Below are 23,593 nucleotides of genomic sequence, written 5' to 3'. Positions count from 1 at the left end.
TACTACGATTATGAAAAGACAAGAAATAATAAATAATCTAAAAAATGGACTTAAAACACTTGATATTGATAATGGTGGATTTGTAAAAAAGTTTTTTGAATGGGTAATAAATCCACAAGAAATAGCATCTTATCCTGTTGTAGTTGTAAGAGATACATCGGATAATGTAGAAAGTGAAGAAGTTAGTGGAAGTAGTAAGCACTCTTTAAAAATTGAAATTGACCTTTTAGTAGGAAATGAAGAAGCAACGACTTTATATTTAAGAGAAAAACTACAAGATATTTTAAATGTTATTAAAGATTTAGAAGAACAAACACTTATCGGAGATTATGTAAGTTTTAAAAGTAATGATATTGAACTTAGTTACGAAGAATATTTAGTTGGTCTTGGGAAAATAGAAATAGAAGTTACTTATTGGACTTCAAAATGGGAGATATAAATGAATTTAGTAGATCTAATAAAAAAGCATGAAGGTTTTAATGGAATGTCTTATAAAGATAGTTTAGGTATTCCTACTATTGGTTATGGAACTAAATTGCCTTTAAATGAAGAAGAAGCGGAGTTACTTTTAAAACATAGATTAAATAATAAAATAAAAAAACTTATTGAATTAGAGCCTTTTTATGAAAAACTTCCACAAAATGCAAAAGTTGTAATAGCAAATATGAGCTATCAACTTGGAGTTGGTGGAGTTTTGAAGTTTAAAAATATGTGGAGTGCATTAAAAGAGAGTGATTACAGAATGGCAAGTGAAGAGATGCTTGATAGTAAATGGGCGAGACAAACACCAAACAGAGCTAAAGAATTAGCTGAAATTATAAGGAGATTAGGTTGATACCATTAGTTGGAATGTTAGCAAATGCAGGGATGAATTTATTAGGAAATTTTATTGGTATTGGAAAAGATAAAGCTATCAAAGCTATAAAAGATAAAACTGGGATAGATTTATCTACTAAGAAAGAGCTAAGCCCTGATGATGTTAAAAAGTTAAAAGATTTTGAAATTAAAAATAAAGAATTAATTTTACAAAAAACACAAATGTATTTACAAGATACTCAAAATGCAAGAGAAACTTTTGTATCTTTGAATGCAAATGATAAAACACCAATTTTCAATAAATTATTTCCAGATATTTTAGCAGGGATAACAGTTATTTTAACATTTACTCTATTTTATTTATTTACAAAAGGGACTTTTGAAGGAACTCAAAAGGATATTGTTCTTTATATTTTAGGAGTTTTAAGTAGTATAACCACTCAAATATTTTCTTATTTTTTTGGAAGTAGTGAAGGGAGTAAACAAAAAACAGAAGCGATGGTAAAAGGCTTAAAATGAATATAGATAAAGATGTTTTATATATTTCAACTTTTATAGCCTCTCTTGGTGGAGCTTGGTTTTTAATAAGGTATCAAGTCGGGGAACTTTTGAAAGCACAAAAAGCTATGTTTAATAAACTTGATGGGATAAGTGAAAAAGTTGTTTTAACTGAACAAGATATGCACGCATTAAAAAGAGAAGTTCAAGAACTTAATACATATAAGCAAAAAATAACTGTTTTAGAACAAACTACAGCTCATCATATTGATTTACTTTCTGTGGAAGAAAAATTTGTAACTAGAAAAGAGTTTGAAATTACTATTAAAAATTTTGACAAGGATATACAAGATATAAAAGGTGGGCAATATGAGATTTTAAAGTTTCTAAAAAGACAATTTAAGGGTAACAATGACTGAAGAACTTAAAAGAAGGATAAACAATATCGTCCAAATTGGAACTATTACAGAGGTAAAAAGTGCTGAAGGTTTAGCTCTAGCAAGAGTTAATATTTTAGAAAGAGTTACAGACTTTTTACCTGTGTTTTTATGGGCTAATGATTTTGTAAAAGTTTGGATGCCTATAAGAGTTGGACAACAAGTGGCAGTATTAGCTCCTTTTGGAAATGGAAATGGTGGGTTAATACTTCCAAGTATCTACAATAAAGGTTGTAAAGAACCAAATGGTGCAAATGATGAAAATGTAGTTATCGAATTTGCAAAAGGTGTCAGAATTGAAAGTGATGGTAAAAATATAAATATCAATGCTCCAAAAGATATAAATGTTACTTGTGATAATGCAAATGTAAATTGTACTACAACAAATATCACTTGTGATACCAGCACAATTACAAGTAAAACTATAAATAATGGTGATGTTACGATAAACGGGAATTTATTATTAAATGGAAACTTAACTATGGCTGGTGGAAGCAGTGGAAGTGGTAAAGCAAAATTGAATGGTGATTTAGAAGTTAGCGGTGTTATTAGTGATGTTAAAGGTGATTTGACTAATCATACTCATGACACAACTGATGGTGCAACTGCGGAGGCTAGATAATGGATATTGAAGTAATAGGAAGTGCAACTTTTGATGGATATATCATAGGAATAGATGAAGAAATCAGAAGAGTTTTGATTACCAAAAAAGGAACAATTCCTATGAACCCTGAATATGGGAGTGATCTATACAAATTAAGAGATAGAACTCTTAGTGATGAAGTAAGATTAAAAGCCATTTCATATACTTTTGAAGCTATTGACGAGTGGATAGATAGAGTTAAATGCAAAAAAGTAGATGTGATTGCTTTAAATGATAAAAATTTTAAATTAAGGATAGAAATTGACCCTGCCTGATGTAGTTCAAACATTAAGTTATGATGAAATTTTAAATGAAAATCTTAGTGTTGTTAAGTCTATTTTACCTGATTATAGACCTGCAGAAGGCGACAATGTAATGCTTGTATTAAGAGCATTTAGTGATAGAGAATTAAATTTAAAAGCATTATTTAATATTTTAGCTAAAGGGTTTTTTCTATCTACTGCACAAAATAATGATTTAGATAATTTAGCAGAAACTTTATACGGAATTTATAGACTTCCTGGAAGTAAACCTTATGCTGATATGACTTTTAGTTTGACTTCAATTTTGGCTTATGATGTTTTAATTCCTGCAAAGTTTGAATTAGTAGATGAAACAGGAAGTCATTTTGCAAAACTTTTAGATGATGTAACTATTAAAGCAGGGGAAACAAGTGTAAATGGAGTTATTGAACTTCAAGAAGAAACAATAAGTAGTAAAGTTAAAATAGAAATTCAAGTTTCTCCACTTCCTTATGTGAAAGTAAAACAATTAAATGATTTTATAAATGGAAGTAACCCTGAAAGTGATGAAGAACTTAAAGAGAGAATAAGAGTAAGTTTAGCAGATAAGAGTACTGCTGGAAGTAGTTTAACTTATAAAAGTTTTACATTAAAAAGTGATGAAAGAATTGAAGATGTAAAAGTTTTAAGTCCATCTGCAGGAGTTGTGGATGTTGTTTATTATTCATCTGTTGCTGATAATGTTATGCAAGAAAGAATAGAAAACAGTTTAAATGCAGATGAAGTAAGACCTTTGACTGATTTAGTGCAAGTAAAAAAGGCTAATGAAATAAGTTTTGATATTACAGGAGAAATCACTATAAAAAGTGGGGTAGATGCAAGTAGTATTTATACAAATGCAGTTAATAATTTTAACACTATTAAGTTTAAAATAGGAGAAGATGTAAGTATTGCAAGAATTATCAATTTACTGATGATTGAAAATGTAATAGATGTAAATTTAACTGCTCCTACTGCAAATATTGTAATAGATGATTATTCAATTGCAATTTTAAATAATGTAAATATCTCTTATAAGGTATCAAATGAGTTGTAAAACAATTTTACCAACTAATATAGATGAAAAAATAAATGCACTTGATTTAGTAGGGTGTGAGAGATTAAGTGATATTAAAGAACAAATCCAAAAGGTAAAAGACTTTAATAATGCACTAAAAACTGATGAAAAATTCTTAAATTTAATGGTTGATGAATATGAAGCTGGGAAATTTAGAGATTTTGAGAATGATTTAAGGAAACTTGTAACTTTTGCACAACACAATTATCCAAAACTTGGAACTGTTGGGGCAGTGAAAAAAGTTTTTGAAGCTATAGGTGTCGAAGCTAAACTTCAAGAATGGTTTAATTATGACGGAGAACCTTATCATTTTAAAATTAAAGTAAGTGGAGTTAAAAAAGAAGAAGACTGGGTTAAAGGTGTCAATTTACTTAATTTTGTTAAGAATGAAAGAAGTAAATTAGACAGCGTAGGGATTGATAAAGAAATAAATAGCACAATTTACAGAGCTAATGTTTATAAAGAAGGGTTTAACTATAAAGTATATCTAAAAATAAAACCTTTAATTAAAGAGAGTTTTAATTATTTAGGAAATGGTTTTAGAAAAACTTATAAGATAAAAGTTGGGGTAAATATTCCTACTTTAAATATTGCTAATTCTACTAATTTTTTTGGAGGAGTTAGCAGGATAATTTACAAAAACACAATAGGAGTTAAAAATGGCTGATTTTAATGGAACAGTGTTAACTGATAAAGGGCGAAATCTTTTATCGAAAAGTTTAACTGGAACTACATTGCAATTTACAAAGGTTGCTTTGGGTGATGGTGTTTGGGATAGTTCTACTAATCCTGAAAATTTAGATGACTTAGTCTCTAAAAAGATTGATTTACCTATCAATAATTTAAGTGTTACAGGTGATGGAACTGCTGTTTTAAGGTTTGTTTTAACAAATACAGGTTTAACTGATGGATTTTTTACAAGAGAGATAGGAATATATGCAGATGACCCAGATTTAGGAGAGATATTATATGCAGTAACACATTCGGATAATCCTGATTTTATTCCGTCTGATGGAGTTGTAAAAATAGAAAATGTTACTGATATTTATACGGTTGTAAGTAATGCACAAGATGTTACAGCTGTAATTAGTGATACAGTTGTAATTGCTACGAAAGATGATGTTAAAAATTTAGCAGATGTTGATGATAGTTTAATTTTAAATAAACTTAAAAATGTTGATGGAACAGGTAGTGGTTTAGATGCTGATTTAGTTAGAGGAAGTGAACCTGTTAAATTTGATAACAATTCAATAAAAAAATGCGATGGTTCTACTATAAAAAATCAATGCACTGCTTGGGTTAATTTTGATGGTTCAGATGGAAGTATTAGAGATAGTTTTAATATAGATAGTGTTACTAGAGATGATACTGGGAAGTATAGTCTTAGTTTTTCAGTAGATATGAATAATTCAAATTATATTGTGGTTGCTTATGGTGAAGATTATGAAGATAGTGATGACCCCAGAACAAGAGAAATAGGACTTAGAGGGGGAGGAGCAGATGGGAAGACCAAATCAGGATTTAAAATCCAATCAAATATGAATGGTTCAGCAGATACTTCTCCATATTTTGATGATATATCTATAGCAAACATACTAATCTTTGGGGGTAAATCATAATGCTAACAAATAAATTAAAACACTTTTATAAAATAGAAAATAATAAATTAAAACAAGGTAGTGGTTATAGAATACCAAGTGGGTTTATTGAATATGAAAAAGGACAAGAGCCACAAGAACTTTTAGATATATTAAGTAAAGAAGAATTTAGTAAGACCAAAAAACAAGTTTTAAATTCACTCAAAACTAAAATTCAATTTAAAATAACAAGTGGGTTTATTTTTGGCGATGATATTATCAAAACAGATGATATAGCTCAAAGGAATGGTAATGCTAATTATAATTTAGCAGTAACTGCAATGCAAAAAGCAAAAGATTACGCTACTTCTACAACTTATAATTCAATGGATATTATTTTAGATAATGGAATTTATTATATAACTTTCAATGGTGGTAAAACTTCTGATACAAAGCCTGATTTATCAACAGATTTTCAAGTAGAAGTAGTAGATAATGAAGTTAGTTGGTATAAATTTGGGCTATTAGTTTCTACTAAAAGTGGCAATAAATATTTTACTCCACAAGATGTAGAAAGTATGTATATTCAATTTAATCTAATGACTACTGAATTAAGAAAAAAATATGATGAATATAAAAATAAAATAGAAGCAGTTACAAGTATTGATGATTTAAATAATTTAAAAACTGAAATAGAGGCTCTTTAATGGAATATCCTATTTTAAAACCTCGTCCAGATAAAAACTTTGAATTATATAAAGATTATGAAATAGCGGGATATAAAATTCCTGCGGGTTTTGTAACAGACGGTTTGACTTTAAAAAATAGATTTTTAAGGGTTTTTGTAGATAAGTATCAACCAAAATTCGCTCCCTTTTTTGTGGTTCACGATTATCTTTGTGATAAAGAACAATATAAGGAGGCTGATGAAGTAGGAAGTAAAATTTTATTTGAAATAGAAAAAAGTTTTAGAACAAAAATGATGATGTTAGCAATTAAAACATACCATAAATTAAGGTATGGAATCTAAAATAAGGAGAAAAAATGGATTTGAATTTCGGAATTAACGGGGGGATTAGCGTAGAAGCAGCAAGACCTGTTATAGTTGACAGTAGTACTCCAATTGGAATAGTTGTGCCTTTTGGAGATAGTGATGGAGAGTTTAAAGTATTTAACAATGCTGATGATATAAAAGATTATTTAAAAGGCTTAGGTGCTACAGAAGATGATTTAGCATACAAAACTGCAAATGCTATTGCCTTACAAGGTGTGCATACTAAAATAGTCGTTAAATTTGTAGCTTATACACAAGATTCTGACGGAAATGATACTACAAAAGATAGCGTTTTAGCAGGACTTGATGTATTAAAAACAGCTCCACAAGATGAGAATATTTTGACAAGACCAGATTTAATTATTTGTCCTGAATATTCTTATGATGTAGATGTAGCGGCTAAAATGGATTCTATTGCAAGTTTATTTAAAGGAACAGCGATAGTGGATGTAAATGCTCCTGATGAAGCAGGTGCTAATTCTTTTGTAAATAACTTTGGAAGTAGATATATGCTACTTTATAATGGAAAGAGTAAAGCAGAAGGAAAACTTTATCCTACAAGTGCCTTAATAGCTGGACATATCGCTTATTGGGACGCTGGTGGAGATAATGGATTTGATGAATTTGGTTATGCAAGAAGTCATTCAAATAGAATCGTAAAAGGTGTTAGTGGTAGTGAAAGAATTATCGAATACTTTGATGGTGTTGATTGTGAAGCAAGAAGACTTAGACAAAATGGTGTTGGTTCAATTGTTCAAGATATTGGTTGGCGTGCTTATGGGTTTGAGACAAGAGATATTGATCCTATTTGGCAAAGTTTAGAAAGAGTTAGAACTTTTTATCGTTGGCTTGATGCAATAATTAAAGCGAATAAATGGGCAAGAGATAGAAGCGCTGACCAACTTCAATATGTAAAACAGACTTGTATAGATTTTTTCAATAAACTGAAAGGTGCAGGAATTGCACTTGGTTATGAAGTTTATTTAGATCCAAATAGAAGTGATGTAACTGCTGGTAAATTTACTTTTGTACTTAAAACTGCAAATATGCCAGCAATTAGAGAGTTAGACTTTGACTTAGTATTTAGTGATGACTGGAATTCTGCATTTGTAGAATGGGTAAATTCAATATAAGGAGTAGATTATGGCTGTAAGAACACCAGAAAAAATTAGTGATGTAAATGTGTTCATTGATGGAGTTGGGCATTTAGGAGTTGTGGAAGAAGTAAAACTTCCTGAAATTAAACAAAAACTTGAAAGCGTAAATGTTGGGGGAATTGAAAGAGATATTCAAACTGGAATTTTAGAAAAAATGGAAACTGAAATAAACTTAAATGAATATTCTCCTATTGTTTATGCTGCAATGGCTGCAAATATGAAAAAAGGAACACCTGTTGTTTTTATTTGTAAATCTCATATAGTTCAAGGTGGAGTTAAAAAGGGTGTAGTCGCAACAATAGCTGGAGATATAAATGTAAATGATAATTCTTTAAAAGGTGGCGAAACTGCTAAAAGAACAATTCATGTAAGCATTAGACAATATACTTTAGAAATAGATGGTAAACAAGGTGTTATGATAGATGTTGACAACCTAGTTGCTGTAATAGATGGGGTAGATATTTTAGAAGAACTTAGAAAAAATTTAATGTAAAAAGGTAAGTGATGGATAAATTTAAAGTAGTTTTACCAAAAACAGTAGAAATAGATGGAAAAGAAGTTAAAGAACTTGAGTTTAGAGAGCCTCTTGGTGCAGATATGGAAGATTTTGTCGGAGAAATTGCATCAAATGGTGGTAACAAAAGAGAAATGGGAAAAGTAATTACAGAACTTGCTGAAAAACTTATTGTTTCTCATCCTTTAACTGCAGAGGATTTTAGAGAAATGCCAGGTAAAAATTATATGGCTATCGTGCAAGAGGTTAGTGATTTTTTAATGTAGAGGGGGTTAATTTGCTCCCTTTTGAAGAAATAATAGTTATTTTAATGACAAAATTAAAGTTTAGTTATAGTGATATTTTAAAAATGAGAATTAAGAAAATTAAAGTCTATTTTTTAAAAGCTTTGGAAATATTGGAAGCAGAAGAAAAATCCCTAAAAGAAACAAATAAGTAGGCAAAGTATCAGGGAGATGTAGAACTATACCTACAACTCCTGCCATAACTATTGAAAAAAGAATATATAAGAATATAAAAAGTGTTTTAAAAATCAAATTCATTATAAACCTTTTTTATATTATTATAACATAAAAGGGAGAAATTTTGGAAAAACTAATGACACTTGGAGTGGCAATAAGTGCAGTAGATATGTTTAGTAAGCCTCTTTCTAAAATGAGTGAGAATGTTTCTGCTCTTAGTGGTAAATTTAAAAATGTAAAACTTGATAAAGTAACAAAAGATATAAATAATATTGATAAAAAACTTGAAACACTTGGCTCAATTAAATTAAAACTTAATGATAAATTTGAATCTCTTAAAGGTAAAGTACAAAAAGCAAGAAATGCTTTAAAAGATGTTGATAACGAGATTAAAACTCTTAACAAAGAAAAGCTTACTTTAGAAAGAGACTTTAAAAAAGGTAAAATTTCTGCTGAAACTTTTGAAAAAGAAATAAAAAATGTAGATACAAAAATAGAAACTCTTAATAAGAAAAAGATTGGAATCAATGAAGAGATTGAAAAAACAAAAAAAGAATTTAGTAAAACTGAAAATGAAATAAATAGAACTTCAAATCTAATAGATAAATTAAATTCAAAAAAACTTAATCTAAAAAATCAAATTAAACAAGCCGAAGAAGCAATTGACGAGGTAAATAATAGACTTAGAAAACTCGGTACTACTATGGGAAAAGTTTCTATTGCTTCTGCTGCAATGGGGAAAATGATTATTTCTCCTATAAAAGATATGGTTACTAGTTACCAAGAAGTTGAAAAAGCCCAAGGTGATATAGCAAGTTTAGGAATTAAACCAGATGGTATTAAAAAGATTACTAAAGCTGCAAAAGAGATGAGTAATCAATTTGCTGGAATTACAGCCCCTGATTTTATTAAAGCAAGTTATGATATAAAAAGTGGTATTGCTTCTTTAAGTGATGAAGGAGTTGCGAAATATACTAAATTTGCTGCTATAACTGCACAAGCTACAAAAAGTAGCACAGAAGAGATGACAAAACTTTTTGCCCTTGGATATGGTATTTTTAAAAAATCAAATGAAACTGATCTTACTTTTGGTAAGAGATTTTCTGCAAATATTGGTGCAGCAGTTAAAGCGTTTAGAACAGATGGGAGTGATTTAGAACAAGGGATTAGTAATATTGGATCAATTGCTAAAAGTTTTGGAGTAAGTCTTTCTGAAGAACTTGCAGTTATAGGTAATGCAAAAAGTGCTTTCTCAAGTGCAGCTGAAGCTGGAACTGCTTATAGAGCCTTTTTGGGTAATGCAGTAAATGCACAAAAAAAATTAGGACTTGTTTTTACTGATAGCACAGGAAAACTTTTGCCAATGGTAAATATATTAAAAAAAGTTAAGGAAAAATTTGGGAAAACACTTGATGCAAATGAAATGAATAAATTAAAACAGGCCTTTGGAAATGAAGAAGCGGTTAAAATTATTACTTCTCTTTATAACAAAACAGGTGATTTAACAAAAGCTCAAAAAGATTTAAGTAAGGCAACTTTAGAAAATGTTAAAAATATGGCTAAAGCAAGGAATAAAGGACAAGAATTTGTAATTCTTCATCAAAGAATATCTAATCTTGCAGATACTTTTGGGAAATTTTTAGCCCCAGCAGTTAATTTCGCAAGTGATGCAATAGGAAAACTTACAATATGGTTTGATAAAGTTGCAAATTCAAACTCTTTTGTAAAATATATTTTCTATGCAGTAGCAGCTTTTGGTGCATTAGCAGTTGTTTTAGGAACTGTTGGAATTGCATTAAGTGCTTTTGTAACTGGGCTTAGTTTTGTGAGTGGAGCATTAGGTCTTAAAGTTGCTATTTTAAAAGGTGCAGAATATGCTACTAAGGCATATACTTTTGCTACAAAAGTAGCAGCTGTTGCAGTAAAATTATTTAATTTAGCATTAGAAGCTAATCCAATAGGGGTAATTATAGTCTCAATAATGGCTTTAGTTGCTGGTGTTGTTTATATGTATCATAAATTTGAATGGTTTAGAGATGGAGTAAGTGCTATTTGGAGTTTTGTAAAAAAGATTTTCTCTTTTACTCCAATAGGAATAATTGCTAATAACTGGGATACTATCACAAATTTCTTTTCTAATTTTTGGAATAATTTAAAAAGTGGATTTGCAAAAGGGACAAGTTTTATAACAAATATATTTTTATCTCCTATAAATACAATACAAAAATATTGGCAAAAACTAATTGGATGGATTAGTGCAAAACTTAAATGGATAACTTCTATTGGTAGTAAAATAAAAAGTTTTTTTGGATTTGGTAGTGATGATAAGGAAGGAACTAAAAAACTAAATATAAAACCTGTAATAGATAAAGTAAAACCTATTATTGCAGCTACAGCAGTTGGGGCAACTATAGCAACTGCTAATCCTATTACAGCACAAGCATTGTCTCCTTTAAAAGCTCAATATATACAATCTGCAACAGTTGGAACTAAACAGAATATTCCACCAGCTCAGCCAGATATTATCTATAATTTTAATTTTGGTGGTATAAAAGTAGAAACTAAAGATGGGAAAATAGCAAACGCTGAAGAACTAAAAGAAGAGATTAAAAAAGTTATTGAAGAGATAAATTTCGATCATAAACAAAGGAGCTTAAGCGATGCTATGTGATTTAGGTGGATTTACTTTTGAAGTAAATAAAACAGAATTTGAGAAATTAAATAGAACAATAACATTTAATTACGCTAAGAGAGAAAGAGTAGGGAATAACCCAACTTTACAAGCAATTAAAGGATATGAAGAAGAATTTAGTATTTCGGGAAAACTTATTAAAAAAAGTAATTCATCTTTAAAAAAACTTGAAGATATAGCTAAGAAAAAAAAGCCTGTGAGATTAACTCTTGGAAGTGGAGAGAGTTTAAAAGTTGTTATTGAATCTATAACAGAAGCAAGAAGTATGTTTTTAAGTAATGGAGCTTATGTCAAAAATGATTTTAAAATTAAATTGCTGGCTTATTATGATTGAAATTAAAATAACAGAAAATAAAAGACTTGATCAAGTTGTTTATGAAAACTTAGGAACTCTTGAAGATTTTGAAAAAATATTAGAATTAAATAAACATTTAATAAATAAGATAATTTTAGATATTGATGATATTGTTTATTTACCTGAACCGAAAAGTACAGATGAAAAAATAATAAAAGAGGTAAGTTTATGGAATTAACACCAGAATTTAAAATAGAAGTAAATGAAAAAAATGTAACTGATAATATAAAAAAGCATTTAGTAAGTTTAACTTTTAAAGATGAAGCAGATGATAAAGCAGATAGTTTAACTTTAAATTTTGATAATCTTTATAAACGCCCTAATTATAAAGATGAAATAAAAGTATGGCTCGGATATAAAGAAAGTGGACTTTATTATTGTGGTAAATTTTCCGTTCAAATTACTTCTAAAAATCAAAACTCTTTGAGTGTTAGTGCTACAAGTGTGAATTTTAACGGTAATATAAAAAAGAAAAGGAATTTAAGTTATGAAAACATTATTCTACCTGATTTAGTTAAAAAAATAGCAGGTAGAAACTCTCTAAGTTATAAGTGTAATTTTGATAATGTGTTTTTTAAACATTTATCTCAAACAAATGAAGGTGATCTACATTTACTTAATAGATTATCTAAAATGTATAATGCAACTTTTAATATTAAAAATAATGCACTTATCTTTATTAAGAAAAACAAGGATGATGATATTGTCTTTGGAATAGATAGAAAAAATGTAAGTAGTTATTCTATTAAATATGCAAATAAAACTTTATATAAAAGTGCTAAGGCACTCTATCACGATACAAAGACAAATAAAGTAGAGAGTGTAGAATCTGGGAGTGAAGAGCCACAATTTGTGTTAAATGATTATTTTAAAGATAAAAACGAAGCGAAACAAAGAGTAAATGGAGTTTTGAGTTTTCTAAATACTGGTATTGTTAGTGGAAGTTTAGCTATTGCTGGGATGAATATAATTGCAGGAACTACATTAAAACTTAAAGATTTTGCCGAAGATGATGGGGATTATTCTATTAAAAGTGTTACCCACAATCTAAACGGAAGTGGTTATGTTTGTAGAGTGGAGTTTGCTAATTAAGTTCTAAATTCCAACCCCCTCGATTTCGAGTGGTTTAAAGGGGTCGAATTCGACACCTTTAGTTATTTTAAAATTTAATTAGTTGTGTTAAAAATGTGCCTTAACTGTGTCAAAAGTGTGCCTGAAAATGTCCTGAAAGTGTCCTGTTTAAAGTGATAAAATGCAAAAGTCTCTGCGATTATTTTGTCTTATTTTAGGGGTTTATCCCTTGTTTATGGTAGTTTAATGGTCTCCCCAACAGGATTTGAACCTGTGGCCTTCACCTCCGCAGGGTGACGCTCTATCCAACTGAGCCATGAGGAGTGGAGTTAAAAAAGAGAAAAAAAAGAAGATTATTTAAATAAATTAATCTTTACTATGTCTCATATAAGTAGGTATATCTATATCTTCGCCATTTAATTCCAATCCAAAATCATTTCCACCAGCTACTTTTTTTGCTAATGAATTTATATCTATATGTTGTGGAATTTCAGTACTAGGTTTGTTTGTCAAGTTTACTGCTTTTTCATTATCATCAAATCCAGTTGCTATAATTGTAATTTCCATTTCATCATCTGCAAGTGAATTATCGTAAGCTTCCCCTTGGATAATAGTTACATCTTCATTTTCTATTAAATTACCTAAAACAGAGCTCATTGCTTCATCAAAATCAACCAATGGATAATTTTCATTTGTAGTTGTATTGATGAGTAATCCTCTTGCACTCATAATATCTACATCATCAAGCAAAGGTGATTCTATAGCTTCTGTTAATGCTTCATAAGCAGAATTTTCACCAGATTTGTGACCTATACCCATAAGTGCCATACCTTTATGACTCATTACAGCTTGTAAATCAGCAAAGTCAGTATTTACATCACCTTCAGCAATAATAATATTTGTAATCCCACTTACAGCTTGGAATAATACATTATCAACCATTTTATAAGCATCTTTTCTACTTGCTCTTCTATCTATTATAGAAAGAAGTTTTTGGTTTAAAATTGTAACTATTGAATCACATTCTTCTTTTAAAGTATTGAAACCATTTTCAGCAAGTTTTAATCTTTTAGCACCTTCTCTTTTGAATGGTTTTGTAACAACTCCAATTGTTAAAGCGCCAACTTCTTTTGCAATTCTTGCAATAATAGGTGCAGCTCCGGTTCCGGTTCCACCACCCATTCCAGCAGAAATGAAAACTAAATCAGCACCTTCTAGAACTCTTTTAATTTCATCATAACTTTCTTCAGCAGAAGCTTTACCAATTTCAGGGTTCATTCCAGCCCCTAGACCTTTTGTTACTTCTTTTCCCAATTGGATTTTGATAGGAGCTTTATTAGCTTGCAGGGCTTGTGCATCTGTATTTGCACATATCATTTCGATGTCTTTTATGCCTTTATTTATCATATAATTAAGCATATTACCACCACCACCACCAACACCAACTACTTTTATTTTAGCATTTTCCAAATATTCATTTTCTTCTATTAATTTGTAACCATTATCCATTTTTAACTCCTTTTTTTGTTTTAAAAAATTCCATTTAACCAAATTTTAAATTTTTCGAATATAGATGCATTGTTTTTGTTTTTTCTATCCATTAAATTTACAATTTTTTCTTTATCTGTTGGTTTTTCTTTGTCATTAAATATATTGTCATTATCATTTTCCATAGGGGTATTGATATTTGAATTTGAAGAATATTTTGATCTAAATTTTCTATTAGAATCTATTTCATAAGAAGAATGATTTCCTAATGCATATATAACAAGTCCAATAGATGTGCTAAATTCAGGGGCTTTTAAATTATCAAACAATCCATTTATTTCTTTTGGTTTCGCAATTCTAACTGACATATTTCCAAAAATAGGAATAGCTATTTCTCTTAAATTTACTAAATTTGCAAATCCTCCTGTTAAAACAACACCAGTTAATTGAGCTTTTAATCTACTTTTTTCAACTAAATCATTTAAAATAATAAGTGTTTCATTAATTCTAGCTGACATTACTTCTTTTATAAGTGAAATATTTGCAGCTTTTGTATTATTTTCATCTCCAATTAAAGGAATTTCTATTATTTCTTCATCAGAATATTTGTTTATATTTAATTTTATAAGTTCAGCTTCTTTTATTGGAGTATGAAGTGCCATTGCTAAATCATTTGTAATATGATAACTCCCAATACCTATAAAATCTGTATATCTAACACTATTTTCTTTGAAAATTATTAGATCACTTGTAGTAGCTCCAATATCAACTAATGCGACTCCTTGTTGTTCTTCATCTTCATTTAAAGTTGCAATTGCTGATGCAAAAGAGGTTAAAACTATATTTTCGATTTCAAGACCAGCAATTTTAAGCATTTTTTTAGTATTTTCAATTCCCGATTTTTGAGACATTGTAATATGAACAGATACTTCAAGTCTGCTTCCACTCATCCCTTCAGGATCTTCAATATCAGATATATCGTCAACTTTGAAATTATAAGGTAAAGCTTGTATGATTTCATATTCATGAGGAATGGTTGCATTATGAAGAGCAGTTTGGATAGCTCTGTTTATTTCAGATATAGTAATTTCATTTGTTGGAATATTTACTATTCCATGACTTTTTGTGCTTTTTGTGTAAGCAGTAGAGATAGAAACAATTGTTTTATTTACATTAACACCTGCAATTCTTTTTGCATCATTCACAGCTTGTTTTATAGAAGTAGCTGCTTGGTCAATATTTGTAATTATGCCTTTTTTGATACCCTTACTTTTTGTTATTCCAACTCCAGTAATAGTAGCTTCATCTGCTATATCTGCAATTAGTGCAACTGTTTTTGAAGAACCGATATCAATTCCTAAAATTGTTTTCAACACTTAATCCTTTTAAATTTTCATATACATTTTTATATCTGATTCATATAGCTTCATTAGTTTTTGAATCAAATTTTGTTCTAAAGTATTTTGTTTTAGTTGCTTTGTAGAATTTTCCACATTTTTTATATACTTTTTATATTTTGCTATATTAAGCAATTTTTGTGCCGTAATTTTAAATATTATAGCTTTTCTCGGATTGTTTGTTGGTAATAAGGCATATCCTGTTGCTGTTTTAGAATTAAATAAAGTTTGTTCGAATACTCCAGCTTCATCTATAGTAATATTTAATTTTTTTGCAATTTTTTGCATATCTTCTCTTCCAATAAATCCTAAATTAACTCCTTTGAATGTTTTAAGTTCATTTTGAGCTAATTTAATTAAAGCTTTTCTTCTTTTTTGAATTATTAAATTAGCTTTAGCTAATTCTTTTGCTTTTTCATAACTTAATACTTCAGGTTTGTTTGTATTTATAAGTTTTGCAATTAACCATCCTTTTTTAGTTAATACAGGTTTTAAAAATTTTGTTTGAATTAATTTTTTCATTAAGTTTGTATTAAGATAGTTATTTAACATAGGAGTGTTTTTAGAAATATTAAATTTAATTTCACTTTTTTTTAATTTTTTCATAGTGATAATAGCATCTCTTTTTGTTTTGCTTGCCAATAAATCTAGTTTAACTCTATTTTTAGCTTGATCAAAAGATAATATTTTTCCATTTTCATCTGTATAATTTTCTTTATGTTCAGTATAATAGTTATGTAATTCAACTGTAGTTACTTTTGCATTTAAAGGTACATAATAATAGCCTATATCATAAGTTGTTTGTGATTTATAATTGTTTTTGTTTTTTTGCCAAAAAGTTTTAAGTTCATTTTCGCTTATACTTACTCCAGGTGTATTTATAATTTGTGCATTTACTTTATCTTCCATAAATATGGCACTTGCTATTGTATCAAGTGTAACTTTATGAGCAGGAGTAGATAATGCAGATAAAATTTTGTTTAAGATTAAATCTTTTCTTATACTTGCTTCATATTCTTTTGGTGTTAGATTAACTTGTGCTAGAAATTTTTTGTATAATTTTTTATTAAATTTTTTATTAGTTTGAAATATAGAGGTCAATTCAATATTTTTTGCTAATTCTTCTTTTGTTATATAAATTCCGTTATCTTTTGCAAATTGAATTAAAATAGCCCTTGTTAAAGCTCTTTGAAATGCAGCTTTTTGTAATCCAAATTGTTTTGCAGTTGCTTCATCTAGTTTTCCACCCATTGCTTTATTTAATTGGTTAAAAAGTCGATTATAAATTGTTTGCACATCTTTTACACTTATTTGTGTATCTTTTACTTTTGCTACTGTATCTTCTTTTTTACCATAGCTATAAGCTCCCCATCCTACAAATCCTGCGCCAACGAAAGCAAAAGTTGCTATCCATATTGTAATTATTAACCATTTTCTATGAGTTTGCATAAAAGTTATCATGAAATTAAACCTTTTGTTTTAGTTTTTTGATATTATATTAAAAAAAGAGACCAAAATAAAGGGTAAAAGATGAAAAACAGTGAATTTATGCAAAAAGATTTGAAATTTAACTGGCATCCTTGTACACAAATGAAAGATCATGAGTTTTTACCGCTCATTCCTATTAAAAAAGGAAAAGGAGTTTATCTTGAAGATTTTGAAGGAAATAGATATATTGATGCTATTTCAAGCTGGTGGGTAAATATATTTGGTCATTCAAATGAATACATAAATGAAGCGGTTAAAAAACAAATTGATGTCCTTGAACATGTAATATTTGCGGGCTTTACACATGAAGGAGCCGTGAGGCTTAGTGAGAGATTATGTAAACTTACAAAACTTGATAAAGTTTTTTATGCTGATAATGGAAGTAGTGCAGTCGAAATTGCACTTAAGATGTCTTTTCATTATTATTTAAATAAAGGTGAAAAAAGAGAACTATTTTTTTCACTTAAAAATTCATATCATGGAGAAACAATAGGTGCTTTAAGTGTGGGAGATGTAGAACTTTATAAAAAAACTTATGCACCTTTACTTATAAAATCAATTCATTTACCAATTCCAGAGAATCAAAGTGATGAAGAAGCAAAAAAAGCTTTGAGTAAAGACAGAAAATATTTTGAAAAATATCATAAACAAGTGAGTAGTTTGATAATTGAGCCATTAGTTCAATGTGCAGGAGATATGAAAATGCATTCACCTTTGTTTGTAAAAGGATTAAGAGAACTCTGTGATGAATTTGATGTAAAATTAATTCTTGATGAAATTGCCGTTGGATTTGGTAGAACAGGGAGTATGTTTGCTCATTTCCAAGCTGGAATTAAACCAGATTTTTTATGTTTAAGTAAAGGTTTGACTGGTGGATATATGTCACTTAGCTGTGTATTAACTACTGATGAAATTTACCAAGAATTTTATTGTGATTATGCAAAATTAAAAGCTTTTTTGCATTCCCATTCTTATACAGCAAATCCTTTAGCAATAAGTGCTGCAAATGCTACATTAGATTTGTTTGAGAAAAATGATGTAATTGGTGAAAATCAAAAAAAAGCAAAATATATTTGGAGTAATTTACAAAAATTTAAAAGTTTAAAAAATGTAAAAGAAATCCGTCAAACAGGAATGATAACAGCAATTGAAATGATTGATTATCCATTTGAGAAAAGAGCAGGACTTGAAGTCTATAAATATGGACTTAAAAATGGAGTTTTACTCCGGCCGCTTGGAAATGTAATCTATTTTATGCCTCCGTATGTTATAAATTATGAAGAAATTGATAAAATGATGAATACCGCTTATGAAGGAATTAAATGTTTAGAAGACAAATAGAATTAATTGGTGATAATCAAAAAGAGTTCAAAAATAAGTCTGTTTTGATAGTGGGAGCGGGTGGACTTGGAAATGTAGTTGCTACTGAGCTTAGCTGTATTGGTCTTAAAAACATATATATTATGGATTTTGATGAAATTGAAATTCATAATATTCATCGTCAATTTCAATTTACTAAAAGTGATATAGGAGAAAAGAAAGCTAAAGTTTTAGCTCAAAAAATAGATAGATGTGAAACTAATATAGAATGTTTTATCGATAAATTTGATAGTTTTGATAAAGAAATAAATTTGATTATTGATTGTACCGATAATTTTGAAGTAAGGGAAAAAATAGATAAATTTGCCAAAAATAGCAATATTCCTTGGCTTTATAGTTCAGTTGAAGGCTGGATAGGGCAAGTATGTTTGTTTAAAGAAAAAAATTTAGATATTTTTAATATTAGTAATAATTATAAAGTTGCAGGAGTTATGCCTGCAATGGTAGGGCTTGTGGGAAGTGTTGAGGCTATGCTAGCTACTAAATATTTAGCAGGTTTGGAAGTGGAGTTTGATAAATTAATTTATATTGATTTTTCTAAAAGTTTTAAAGTAAGTGAATTTGGATTGTGAATTTATATCAGGCATTGAGCAAATTTAAAAATGTAGGATAAAAAATATTGACTAAATAAACGAAATAACTACAAATTTTAATGAAAAAAAGCGTTAAAAAAAGTGTGCTTCAAACCCGAAGGGCGCTTGCGTTGACACTTTTTAGCTTTTTGTAGTGTTAAAAAATTTGTTTTATTGTTGAGTGTTTTAGGTCAATGTTTATAATTTTTTATATATTTGGTTGGTACCTATATAGAAACTCTTCCACTAAAAGCTTTATAAAGTGATGTAATATCTACATTCTCAAAATTTACACCCATAGGAATTCCTTGGGCTATTTTGGTGAATTTCAACTTTTTATCTTTTAGTCTTTCTTCTAAATACATTATTTTAGCTTCATTTTCTATTGAATGGGTATATCCAAATATTATTTCTTCAATTTTTTTGTTAACAATCATTTTGAGTAATTTTTCTATTTTTTCGTTATCGAGTTCTGGCATTACAAAATAATAGCCCTTAAAAATATTATTTTCTTCTAGTAAAATTATATCTTTTGAATGTCCTACAATGCAAAGTTTATTTTCTCTTTGGCTCATACAAATATCACAAAGTTCATGCTCACTTAGATTTCCACACTCTTTGCATTCGCCTATTGCTGTAATTGCAGTTTCAATCGAATTTGCTATTTTCATAGCTGTAAATTTATTTTTTACTAAAAACATAGCCATACGAGTGGCAGATTTTTTACCAATAGTGGGTAATTCTTGAAGATTTTCAATTAATTCATTCAAACTTTTTAAATTTTTCAAAAAGTTATCCTTTTTTTGGTAAAATTATATCAAAAATATAAAAGGATAAAGAATGAATAAAAGAGAATTAAAATTAGAAGACATTGAAAGATTACAAAAAAAGATAAAAGAGCATCCAACATTGGATGAACTTAAGAAAAGTGCAATTTTGGAAAAAATAGAAGAATGGAAACACGATGAAGATGCTATGGCTTTAATTCCAAATAAATTAAGAGAAATTTATGATAAAGAAATTTTACCGATTTTAGATGAATTAGGACTTGTATAAATATGAATAGACTTTATGCACCTTGGAGAAGAGAATATCATAATACTAAAAGAAACGGATGTGTTTTTTGTGATATTAGAGATTCAAACAAAGATGATGAAAATTATATCTTTTATAGAGATGAGATTTGTTTTTTTGTAATGAATAAATTTCCCTATAATCCAGGGCATTTTATGATTATTCCTAATATTCATACATCAAATTTGGAAGATTTAAGCGAAAAAGAAATATCTCATTTAGCAATTATGTCGCAAAAAGGTGTAAAAATCTTAAAGGAATGGGGTGCTGAGGGTTTGAATATGGGATTTAACTTAGGAATTGCCGGAGGTGCAGGAATACCAGAGCATATTCATATGCAATTAGTTCCAAGATTTATTAGAGATACAAATATGATGACAACTCTTAGTGAAACGAGGGTTTACAGTAGTGATTTTGATAAAGTATATCAAGAAATAAAAGATATAAGTAAAAAATATTTAATTAAAAAATAAGGAGATAGATATGGATTTTTTTAAAATTATTCAAACAATAGAGAGTATTCAACATCCTGCAATTTCAACAAGTTTAGTGACTTTAGGGATGCTAGAAGATATAGATTTTGAAGATAATAAAGTCAAAGCAACTTTTGCATGGCCATTTGATAATATTCCAATAAAAGATCAATTGATTAATTCAATAAAACTTCCACTTAAAAATTTAGGTTTGGATTTTGAATATTCTGAAAGAATTATGAGTGAAGATGAAAAAGCTAAATTTTTAGAATTAGAAAAAAAATATTGGAGAGGTGGAAGTGCAGGTTGTGGAGCATAAAAAAGGAAACTAATATGATAGACTTTAACAATCAAACTAATTTAGAAATCAATTTAGAAGAGTTTGAAAAAATAGCAAAATTTATAACAGATAAAGAGTTTGAGTTAATTGTAGTTGATAATAAAACTATTCAAGAACTTAATAAAGAGTATCGAAACATCGATAAACCGACGGATGTTTTGAGCTTTCCTCTTGATGTGGCATGTGAGCATATGCCTATTGGAAGTATTATAATCTCTGCTGATAAAGTTATAGAAAAAGCAAATGAATTAGGTCATTCAAAGGCAGATGAATTTAAATTACTTTTAATTCATGGACTTTTACATTTAACAGGATATGACCATGAGATAGATAATGGAGAAATGAGAGAAAAAGAAGAAGAAATTATTAAAAAATTTAATTTGCCGGATAGTTTGATTGTTAGAACAGAAAGTTAAATTTTTGTTTCAAAGGTATTATCATGAAGAAAATTCTGAATCTAATTGAAAAATATAAAAAAAATAGCAATGATGTAGATATTCTTCACGATTTAAGAGTTGCTTGTAGATCTAAATTATCAATTTTAAATTATAATGCAAAAGATGACTTAGGATTAAAACTTCTGATTAAAAAATCTAATAAAATAAGAGATTATGATGTGTTGATTGAAAAATGTGAAGATTTAGAAATTTTAAAATATTTACATAAACATAGAGAAAAAGAAGTTGTTAAATTTATTGAATTTTTAGATGGATTTGAAAGTAAAATAGTAAATATAGAAAATAATAAATATCTTGTATCAAAAAAAAAGTGTTTAAAAAGATTAAAAAAAATTTTTTTATCAATGAGTGATAAAGAGTTGCATAAAATGAGAATTTTTATAAAAAGATGTAGATATGTATTCTCAGAAAGTAAAAAAGAAGAAAAATTAGTTAATTTTTTAAAAAAAATCCAAAAACTGTTAGGAGAAGCAAGAGATTATTATAATTGTATAAAACTTATGAAAAAATTTGGATTAAATACTACTAAAGAAGAAAATAAAAAGTTAGAATTAATTAAAAAAGCAAATGAAATAAGAATAGAATTTTTTAAGAATAATGGATAATAGAAAAATTGATAATTTAAATTAGTTTTTTAGATATTTAATGATGGAAAGTCAAGAAGATATTTTAATCTTCTATTTCCCATATTTATCAAGTCCATCATCTTTATATTTATCAGTATAAGATTGATGAGCATATTTTGGGTCATCTTTTATTGAATCAAGGTCTTTTTTGACTATTTTATACATTTTATAAATATTTAATATAGCAGCTGCAACTCCCCATAAAATTCCAAGCCAAAGCCACCAAATAGAACCACCAAAAAAATGTTGCATAAGTTTACCTAGACCAACTCCAAGTAAAATAGCAACAACTATTGAAATACCAAGAGAAAGCTTGTTTGCACCCTCTATAATTGGTTTAAATTTAGGTTCTTTTTCCATCATAAACTCTTTGCAACTTCTCTAAATGCTGCTAATGTTTTATCTATATCAAAATCACTCATAGCTACACAGATAAATCCAGTTTCGTAAGCACTTGGTGCAAAATAGAAGCCCTTATTTAACATCTCTGTTTGGAATTTTGCATATCTTTTTTCATCACCATTACAAACATCATCAAAATTTTTAGGTTGTTTGTCATTAAAAAAGAATCCAAACATACTTCCTCTTACATTATAATGAAAAGGAATACTGTTTTCTTCACAAATATCTTTAAAACCTTTCATCAAAACATTTGCTTTTATTTCTAAATCATCATAAATTAATGGGTTTGATTTTAATTTTTTAAGACTTGCAAGACCTGCACTCATAGCAACAGGATTTCCACTTAAAGTTCCTGCTTGATAGATTGGTCCTTCTGGGCTTAATTGTTTCATAATTTCAGCTTTTCCAGCAAATGCACCCACAGGCATACCTCCGCCAATAACTTTACCAAAAGTCACCATATCAGCTTCTATATCTAAAAGTCCATAACTTCCTTTAAGATTTGCTCTAAATCCACTCATAACCTCATCAAAAATTAAAATAGCACTGTTTTTTGTACATAATTCTCTTAGTTCAAGTAAAAACTCTTTGTCAGCTGGTAATAAAGCCATATTTCCAGCAATTGGTTCAATAATTACACAACCTACATTTCCAGCTTCAAAACATTTTTTAACTGATTGGATATCATTATAATCAGCCAAAAGTGTATGTTTTGTCAAATCAGTTGGAACTCCTGGGCTACTTGGACTTCCAAAAGTTACCGCGCCACTTCCAGCACTAACTAAAAGACTATCGCTATGCCCGTGATAACCACCTTTGAATTTGATAATATCATCTTTTCCACTTACTCCTCTTGCAACTCTAATTGCACTCATTGTAGCTTCTGTACCGCTACTTACAAATCTTATTTTATCTAAATGAGGGAAAAGTTCTAAAACTTCTTTCGCAAGTGTAGTTTCAACTTCAGTAGGAGCTCCAAAACTTGTTCCATTTTTTACAGTTTCAATTATAGCTTCTTCAATATCTTTATCACAATGGCCAAAAATTAATGGCCCCCAACTTTGAATATAATCTAAATATTTATTATTATCAACATCTGTAATGTATGCACCTTTACCTTTTTTTATAAAAACAGGTGTTCCACCAACACTTTGAAATGCCCTAACTGGTGAATTTACACCTCCAACTATATATTTTTGTGCATTTTTAAATAGTTTTTTGCTATTTTCTCTGTTCATTTTCTTCCTTTTTTGGTAAAATA

The 23,593-nt window shown here is 28.6% G+C and carries 31 protein-coding genes and 1 tRNA gene; 25 read left to right on the top strand and 7 right to left on the bottom strand.

Translation table 11 applies throughout. From position 1 onward, the window contains the following. Nucleotides 1-10: 10 nt before the first annotated feature. From ACZ5OA_RS05395 to ACZ5OA_RS05310, 18 genes are all read left to right on the top strand, one after another. Nucleotides 11-439, top strand: a complete 429-nt coding sequence (locus tag ACZ5OA_RS05395; RefSeq protein WP_464906857.1) for a hypothetical protein — start codon at nt 11-13, stop codon at nt 437-439. Then, on the top strand, nt 440-835 hold the full coding sequence (locus ACZ5OA_RS05390) for a glycoside hydrolase family protein (RefSeq protein WP_464906856.1): 396 nt from the start codon (nt 440-442) through the stop codon (nt 833-835). It begins immediately after the preceding gene. Further along, complete coding sequence (locus ACZ5OA_RS05385; protein WP_464906855.1) at nt 832-1,335, top strand: hypothetical protein; 504 nt, start codon at nt 832-834, stop codon at nt 1,333-1,335. The genes ACZ5OA_RS05390 and ACZ5OA_RS05385 overlap by 4 nt, the downstream gene beginning before the upstream one ends. Next, on the top strand, nt 1,332-1,733 hold the full coding sequence (locus tag ACZ5OA_RS05380) for a hypothetical protein (protein ID WP_464906854.1): 402 nt from the start codon (nt 1,332-1,334) through the stop codon (nt 1,731-1,733). Before ACZ5OA_RS05385 ends, ACZ5OA_RS05380 begins: the two co-directional genes overlap by 4 nt. Beyond that, complete coding sequence (locus ACZ5OA_RS05375) at nt 1,726-2,373, top strand: phage baseplate assembly protein V (protein WP_464906853.1); 648 nt, start codon at nt 1,726-1,728, stop codon at nt 2,371-2,373. The genes ACZ5OA_RS05380 and ACZ5OA_RS05375 overlap by 8 nt, the downstream gene beginning before the upstream one ends. Next, the gene (locus tag ACZ5OA_RS05370) at nt 2,373-2,669 is read left to right on the top strand and encodes a GPW/gp25 family protein (protein WP_464906852.1); all 297 of its coding nucleotides are present in this window, start codon (nt 2,373-2,375) and stop codon (nt 2,667-2,669) included. Before ACZ5OA_RS05375 ends, ACZ5OA_RS05370 begins: the two co-directional genes overlap by 1 nt. Next, on the top strand, nt 2,656-3,732 hold the full coding sequence (locus ACZ5OA_RS05365) for a hypothetical protein (protein WP_464906851.1): 1,077 nt from the start codon (nt 2,656-2,658) through the stop codon (nt 3,730-3,732). The genes ACZ5OA_RS05370 and ACZ5OA_RS05365 overlap by 14 nt, the downstream gene beginning before the upstream one ends. Further along, a complete protein-coding gene (locus ACZ5OA_RS05360) occupies nt 3,722-4,420 on the top strand; it encodes a phage tail protein (protein WP_464906850.1) in 699 nt (232 codons plus the stop codon). The genes ACZ5OA_RS05365 and ACZ5OA_RS05360 overlap by 11 nt, the downstream gene beginning before the upstream one ends. Further along, nucleotides 4,413-5,372 carry a phage tail-collar fiber domain-containing protein gene (locus ACZ5OA_RS05355; RefSeq protein ID WP_464906849.1) on the top strand — a complete coding sequence of 320 codons (960 nt, stop codon included), beginning with the start codon at nt 4,413-4,415 and terminating at the stop codon, nt 5,370-5,372. Before ACZ5OA_RS05360 ends, ACZ5OA_RS05355 begins: the two co-directional genes overlap by 8 nt. Beyond that, complete coding sequence (locus ACZ5OA_RS05350) at nt 5,372-6,037, top strand: hypothetical protein (protein WP_464906848.1); 666 nt, start codon at nt 5,372-5,374, stop codon at nt 6,035-6,037. Before ACZ5OA_RS05355 ends, ACZ5OA_RS05350 begins: the two co-directional genes overlap by 1 nt. After that, entirely contained in the window at nt 6,037-6,360 is a 324-nt protein-coding gene (locus ACZ5OA_RS05345) for a DUF1353 domain-containing protein (protein ID WP_464906847.1), read from the top strand. The genes ACZ5OA_RS05350 and ACZ5OA_RS05345 overlap by 1 nt, the downstream gene beginning before the upstream one ends. A 14-nt stretch (nt 6,361-6,374) precedes the next feature. After that, nucleotides 6,375-7,517 (top strand): phage tail sheath C-terminal domain-containing protein, encoded by a 1,143-nt coding sequence (locus ACZ5OA_RS05340; RefSeq protein WP_464906846.1) that lies wholly within the window; start codon nt 6,375-6,377, stop codon nt 7,515-7,517. Nucleotides 7,518-7,527: 10 nt separating this feature from the next. Further along, on the top strand, nt 7,528-8,034 hold the full coding sequence (locus ACZ5OA_RS05335) for a phage major tail tube protein (RefSeq protein ID WP_464906845.1): 507 nt from the start codon (nt 7,528-7,530) through the stop codon (nt 8,032-8,034). A gap of 11 nt (nt 8,035-8,045) precedes the next feature. Then, nucleotides 8,046-8,321 carry a phage tail assembly protein gene (locus ACZ5OA_RS05330; protein WP_464906844.1) on the top strand — a complete coding sequence of 92 codons (276 nt, stop codon included), beginning with the start codon at nt 8,046-8,048 and terminating at the stop codon, nt 8,319-8,321. A 319-nt stretch (nt 8,322-8,640) separates the two neighbouring features. Further along, nucleotides 8,641-11,187, top strand: a complete 2,547-nt coding sequence (locus ACZ5OA_RS05325; RefSeq protein WP_464906843.1) for a phage tail tape measure protein — start codon at nt 8,641-8,643, stop codon at nt 11,185-11,187. After that, a complete protein-coding gene (locus ACZ5OA_RS05320; RefSeq protein ID WP_464906842.1) occupies nt 11,177-11,542 on the top strand; it encodes a phage tail protein in 366 nt (121 codons plus the stop codon). Before ACZ5OA_RS05325 ends, ACZ5OA_RS05320 begins: the two co-directional genes overlap by 11 nt. Then, entirely contained in the window at nt 11,535-11,741 is a 207-nt protein-coding gene (locus tag ACZ5OA_RS05315; protein ID WP_464906841.1) for a tail protein X, read from the top strand. Before ACZ5OA_RS05320 ends, ACZ5OA_RS05315 begins: the two co-directional genes overlap by 8 nt. Beyond that, nucleotides 11,732-12,655, top strand: coding sequence for a phage late control D family protein (locus ACZ5OA_RS05310; protein WP_464906840.1), 924 nt, complete (start codon nt 11,732-11,734; stop codon nt 12,653-12,655). Before ACZ5OA_RS05315 ends, ACZ5OA_RS05310 begins: the two co-directional genes overlap by 10 nt. Before the next feature lie 226 nt (nt 12,656-12,881). On the opposite strand, the gene ACZ5OA_RS05305 is transcribed toward ACZ5OA_RS05310, so the two are convergent. The 4 genes from ACZ5OA_RS05305 to ACZ5OA_RS05290 form a co-directional block, all read right to left on the bottom strand. Next, a tRNA-Arg gene (locus ACZ5OA_RS05305) sits at nt 12,882-12,958 on the bottom strand. A gap of 42 nt (nt 12,959-13,000) precedes the next feature. Then, nucleotides 13,001-14,143 (bottom strand): cell division protein FtsZ, encoded by a 1,143-nt coding sequence (ftsZ, locus tag ACZ5OA_RS05300; protein ID WP_464906839.1) that lies wholly within the window; start codon nt 14,141-14,143, stop codon nt 13,001-13,003. Nucleotides 14,144-14,163: 20 nt separating this feature from the next. Beyond that, on the bottom strand, nt 14,164-15,498 hold the full coding sequence (ftsA, locus tag ACZ5OA_RS05295; RefSeq protein WP_464906838.1) for a cell division protein FtsA: 1,335 nt from the start codon (nt 15,496-15,498) through the stop codon (nt 14,164-14,166). 9 nt (nt 15,499-15,507) lie between these two features. Beyond that, a complete protein-coding gene (locus ACZ5OA_RS05290) occupies nt 15,508-16,980 on the bottom strand; it encodes a SurA N-terminal domain-containing protein (protein WP_464906837.1) in 1,473 nt (490 codons plus the stop codon). 69 nt (nt 16,981-17,049) lie between these two features. On the opposite strand from ACZ5OA_RS05290, the gene ACZ5OA_RS05285 reads away from it, so the two are divergent. Both ACZ5OA_RS05285 and ACZ5OA_RS05280 read left to right on the top strand, forming a co-directional pair. Then, nucleotides 17,050-18,348, top strand: coding sequence for an adenosylmethionine--8-amino-7-oxononanoate transaminase (locus ACZ5OA_RS05285; RefSeq protein ID WP_464906836.1), 1,299 nt, complete (start codon nt 17,050-17,052; stop codon nt 18,346-18,348). Further along, nucleotides 18,330-18,959 (top strand): HesA/MoeB/ThiF family protein, encoded by a 630-nt coding sequence (locus tag ACZ5OA_RS05280; protein ID WP_464906835.1) that lies wholly within the window; start codon nt 18,330-18,332, stop codon nt 18,957-18,959. Before ACZ5OA_RS05285 ends, ACZ5OA_RS05280 begins: the two co-directional genes overlap by 19 nt. 227 nt (nt 18,960-19,186) lie before the next feature. Here ACZ5OA_RS05280 and recR read toward each other — a convergent pair whose 3' ends face one another. Then, on the bottom strand, nt 19,187-19,747 hold the full coding sequence (gene recR, locus ACZ5OA_RS05275) for a recombination mediator RecR (RefSeq protein ID WP_464906834.1): 561 nt from the start codon (nt 19,745-19,747) through the stop codon (nt 19,187-19,189). Nucleotides 19,748-19,799: 52 nt separating this feature from the next. Between recR and ACZ5OA_RS05270 the strand changes: the two genes are divergently transcribed. From ACZ5OA_RS05270 to ACZ5OA_RS05250, 5 genes are read left to right on the top strand one after another with little or no spacing between them, the layout of a single operon-like run. After that, nucleotides 19,800-20,015 (top strand): hypothetical protein, encoded by a 216-nt coding sequence (locus ACZ5OA_RS05270; RefSeq protein WP_464906833.1) that lies wholly within the window; start codon nt 19,800-19,802, stop codon nt 20,013-20,015. A 2-nt stretch (nt 20,016-20,017) separates the two neighbouring features. Then, a complete protein-coding gene (locus ACZ5OA_RS05265) occupies nt 20,018-20,506 on the top strand; it encodes an HIT family protein (protein WP_464906832.1) in 489 nt (162 codons plus the stop codon). A gap of 10 nt (nt 20,507-20,516) precedes the next feature. After that, nucleotides 20,517-20,825, top strand: coding sequence for an iron-sulfur cluster assembly protein (locus ACZ5OA_RS05260; RefSeq protein WP_464906831.1), 309 nt, complete (start codon nt 20,517-20,519; stop codon nt 20,823-20,825). Between the two features lie 14 nt (nt 20,826-20,839). Beyond that, on the top strand, nt 20,840-21,262 hold the full coding sequence (gene ybeY / locus ACZ5OA_RS05255) for an rRNA maturation RNase YbeY (protein ID WP_464906830.1): 423 nt from the start codon (nt 20,840-20,842) through the stop codon (nt 21,260-21,262). A 23-nt stretch (nt 21,263-21,285) separates the two neighbouring features. After that, complete coding sequence (locus ACZ5OA_RS05250) at nt 21,286-21,909, top strand: CHAD domain-containing protein (RefSeq protein ID WP_464906829.1); 624 nt, start codon at nt 21,286-21,288, stop codon at nt 21,907-21,909. Between the two features lie 72 nt (nt 21,910-21,981). Here the strand turns inward: ACZ5OA_RS05250 and ACZ5OA_RS05245 are convergent, their stop codons facing one another. Then, nucleotides 21,982-22,290 (bottom strand): AtpZ/AtpI family protein, encoded by a 309-nt coding sequence (locus tag ACZ5OA_RS05245; protein ID WP_464906828.1) that lies wholly within the window; start codon nt 22,288-22,290, stop codon nt 21,982-21,984. Next, the gene (gene hemL / locus ACZ5OA_RS05240; protein ID WP_464906827.1) at nt 22,290-23,570 is read right to left on the bottom strand and encodes a glutamate-1-semialdehyde 2,1-aminomutase; all 1,281 of its coding nucleotides are present in this window, start codon (nt 23,568-23,570) and stop codon (nt 22,290-22,292) included. Before hemL ends, ACZ5OA_RS05245 begins: the two co-directional genes overlap by 1 nt. Nucleotides 23,571-23,593: the final 23 nt, after the last annotated feature.

This window comes from Thioreductor micantisoli (assembly GCF_055392745.1).
The sequence above is the reverse complement of the archived record's forward strand: the minus strand, read 5'-3'. Positions and strand labels throughout refer to the sequence as shown.

Excerpts from the sequence above, each read along its gene's own strand:
- ACZ5OA_RS05395 (WP_464906857.1), top strand. The coding sequence starts at position 11 with ATGAAAAGACAAGAAATAATAAATAATCTAAAAAATGGACTTAAAACA.
- ACZ5OA_RS05390 (WP_464906856.1), top strand. The coding sequence starts at position 440 with ATGAATTTAGTAGATCTAATAAAAAAGCATGAAGGTTTTAATGGAATG.
- ACZ5OA_RS05380 (WP_464906854.1), top strand. The coding sequence starts at position 1,332 with ATGAATATAGATAAAGATGTTTTATATATTTCAACTTTTATAGCCTCT.
- ACZ5OA_RS05375 (WP_464906853.1), top strand. The coding sequence starts at position 1,726 with ATGACTGAAGAACTTAAAAGAAGGATAAACAATATCGTCCAAATTGGA.
- ACZ5OA_RS05370 (WP_464906852.1), top strand. The coding sequence starts at position 2,373 with ATGGATATTGAAGTAATAGGAAGTGCAACTTTTGATGGATATATCATA.
- ACZ5OA_RS05360 (WP_464906850.1), top strand. The coding sequence starts at position 3,722 with ATGAGTTGTAAAACAATTTTACCAACTAATATAGATGAAAAAATAAAT.
- ACZ5OA_RS05355 (WP_464906849.1), top strand. The coding sequence starts at position 4,413 with ATGGCTGATTTTAATGGAACAGTGTTAACTGATAAAGGGCGAAATCTT.
- ACZ5OA_RS05350 (WP_464906848.1), top strand. The coding sequence starts at position 5,372 with ATGCTAACAAATAAATTAAAACACTTTTATAAAATAGAAAATAATAAA.
- ACZ5OA_RS05345 (WP_464906847.1), top strand. The coding sequence starts at position 6,037 with ATGGAATATCCTATTTTAAAACCTCGTCCAGATAAAAACTTTGAATTA.
- ACZ5OA_RS05340 (WP_464906846.1), top strand. The coding sequence starts at position 6,375 with ATGGATTTGAATTTCGGAATTAACGGGGGGATTAGCGTAGAAGCAGCA.
- ACZ5OA_RS05335 (WP_464906845.1), top strand. The coding sequence starts at position 7,528 with ATGGCTGTAAGAACACCAGAAAAAATTAGTGATGTAAATGTGTTCATT.
- ACZ5OA_RS05330 (WP_464906844.1), top strand. The coding sequence starts at position 8,046 with ATGGATAAATTTAAAGTAGTTTTACCAAAAACAGTAGAAATAGATGGA.
- ACZ5OA_RS05320 (WP_464906842.1), top strand. The coding sequence starts at position 11,177 with ATGCTATGTGATTTAGGTGGATTTACTTTTGAAGTAAATAAAACAGAA.
- ACZ5OA_RS05315 (WP_464906841.1), top strand. The coding sequence starts at position 11,535 with ATGATTGAAATTAAAATAACAGAAAATAAAAGACTTGATCAAGTTGTT.
- ACZ5OA_RS05310 (WP_464906840.1), top strand. The coding sequence starts at position 11,732 with ATGGAATTAACACCAGAATTTAAAATAGAAGTAAATGAAAAAAATGTA.
- ftsZ (WP_464906839.1), bottom strand. The coding sequence starts at position 14,143 with ATGGATAATGGTTACAAATTAATAGAAGAAAATGAATATTTGGAAAAT.
- ACZ5OA_RS05290 (WP_464906837.1), bottom strand. The coding sequence starts at position 16,980 with ATGATAACTTTTATGCAAACTCATAGAAAATGGTTAATAATTACAATA.
- ACZ5OA_RS05285 (WP_464906836.1), top strand. The coding sequence starts at position 17,050 with ATGAAAAACAGTGAATTTATGCAAAAAGATTTGAAATTTAACTGGCAT.
- ACZ5OA_RS05280 (WP_464906835.1), top strand. The coding sequence starts at position 18,330 with ATGTTTAGAAGACAAATAGAATTAATTGGTGATAATCAAAAAGAGTTC.
- ACZ5OA_RS05270 (WP_464906833.1), top strand. The coding sequence starts at position 19,800 with ATGAATAAAAGAGAATTAAAATTAGAAGACATTGAAAGATTACAAAAA.
- ACZ5OA_RS05265 (WP_464906832.1), top strand. The coding sequence starts at position 20,018 with ATGAATAGACTTTATGCACCTTGGAGAAGAGAATATCATAATACTAAA.
- ACZ5OA_RS05260 (WP_464906831.1), top strand. The coding sequence starts at position 20,517 with ATGGATTTTTTTAAAATTATTCAAACAATAGAGAGTATTCAACATCCT.
- ybeY (WP_464906830.1), top strand. The coding sequence starts at position 20,840 with ATGATAGACTTTAACAATCAAACTAATTTAGAAATCAATTTAGAAGAG.
- ACZ5OA_RS05250 (WP_464906829.1), top strand. The coding sequence starts at position 21,286 with ATGAAGAAAATTCTGAATCTAATTGAAAAATATAAAAAAAATAGCAAT.
- ACZ5OA_RS05245 (WP_464906828.1), bottom strand. The coding sequence starts at position 22,290 with ATGGAAAAAGAACCTAAATTTAAACCAATTATAGAGGGTGCAAACAAG.
- hemL (WP_464906827.1), bottom strand. The coding sequence starts at position 23,570 with ATGAACAGAGAAAATAGCAAAAAACTATTTAAAAATGCACAAAAATAT.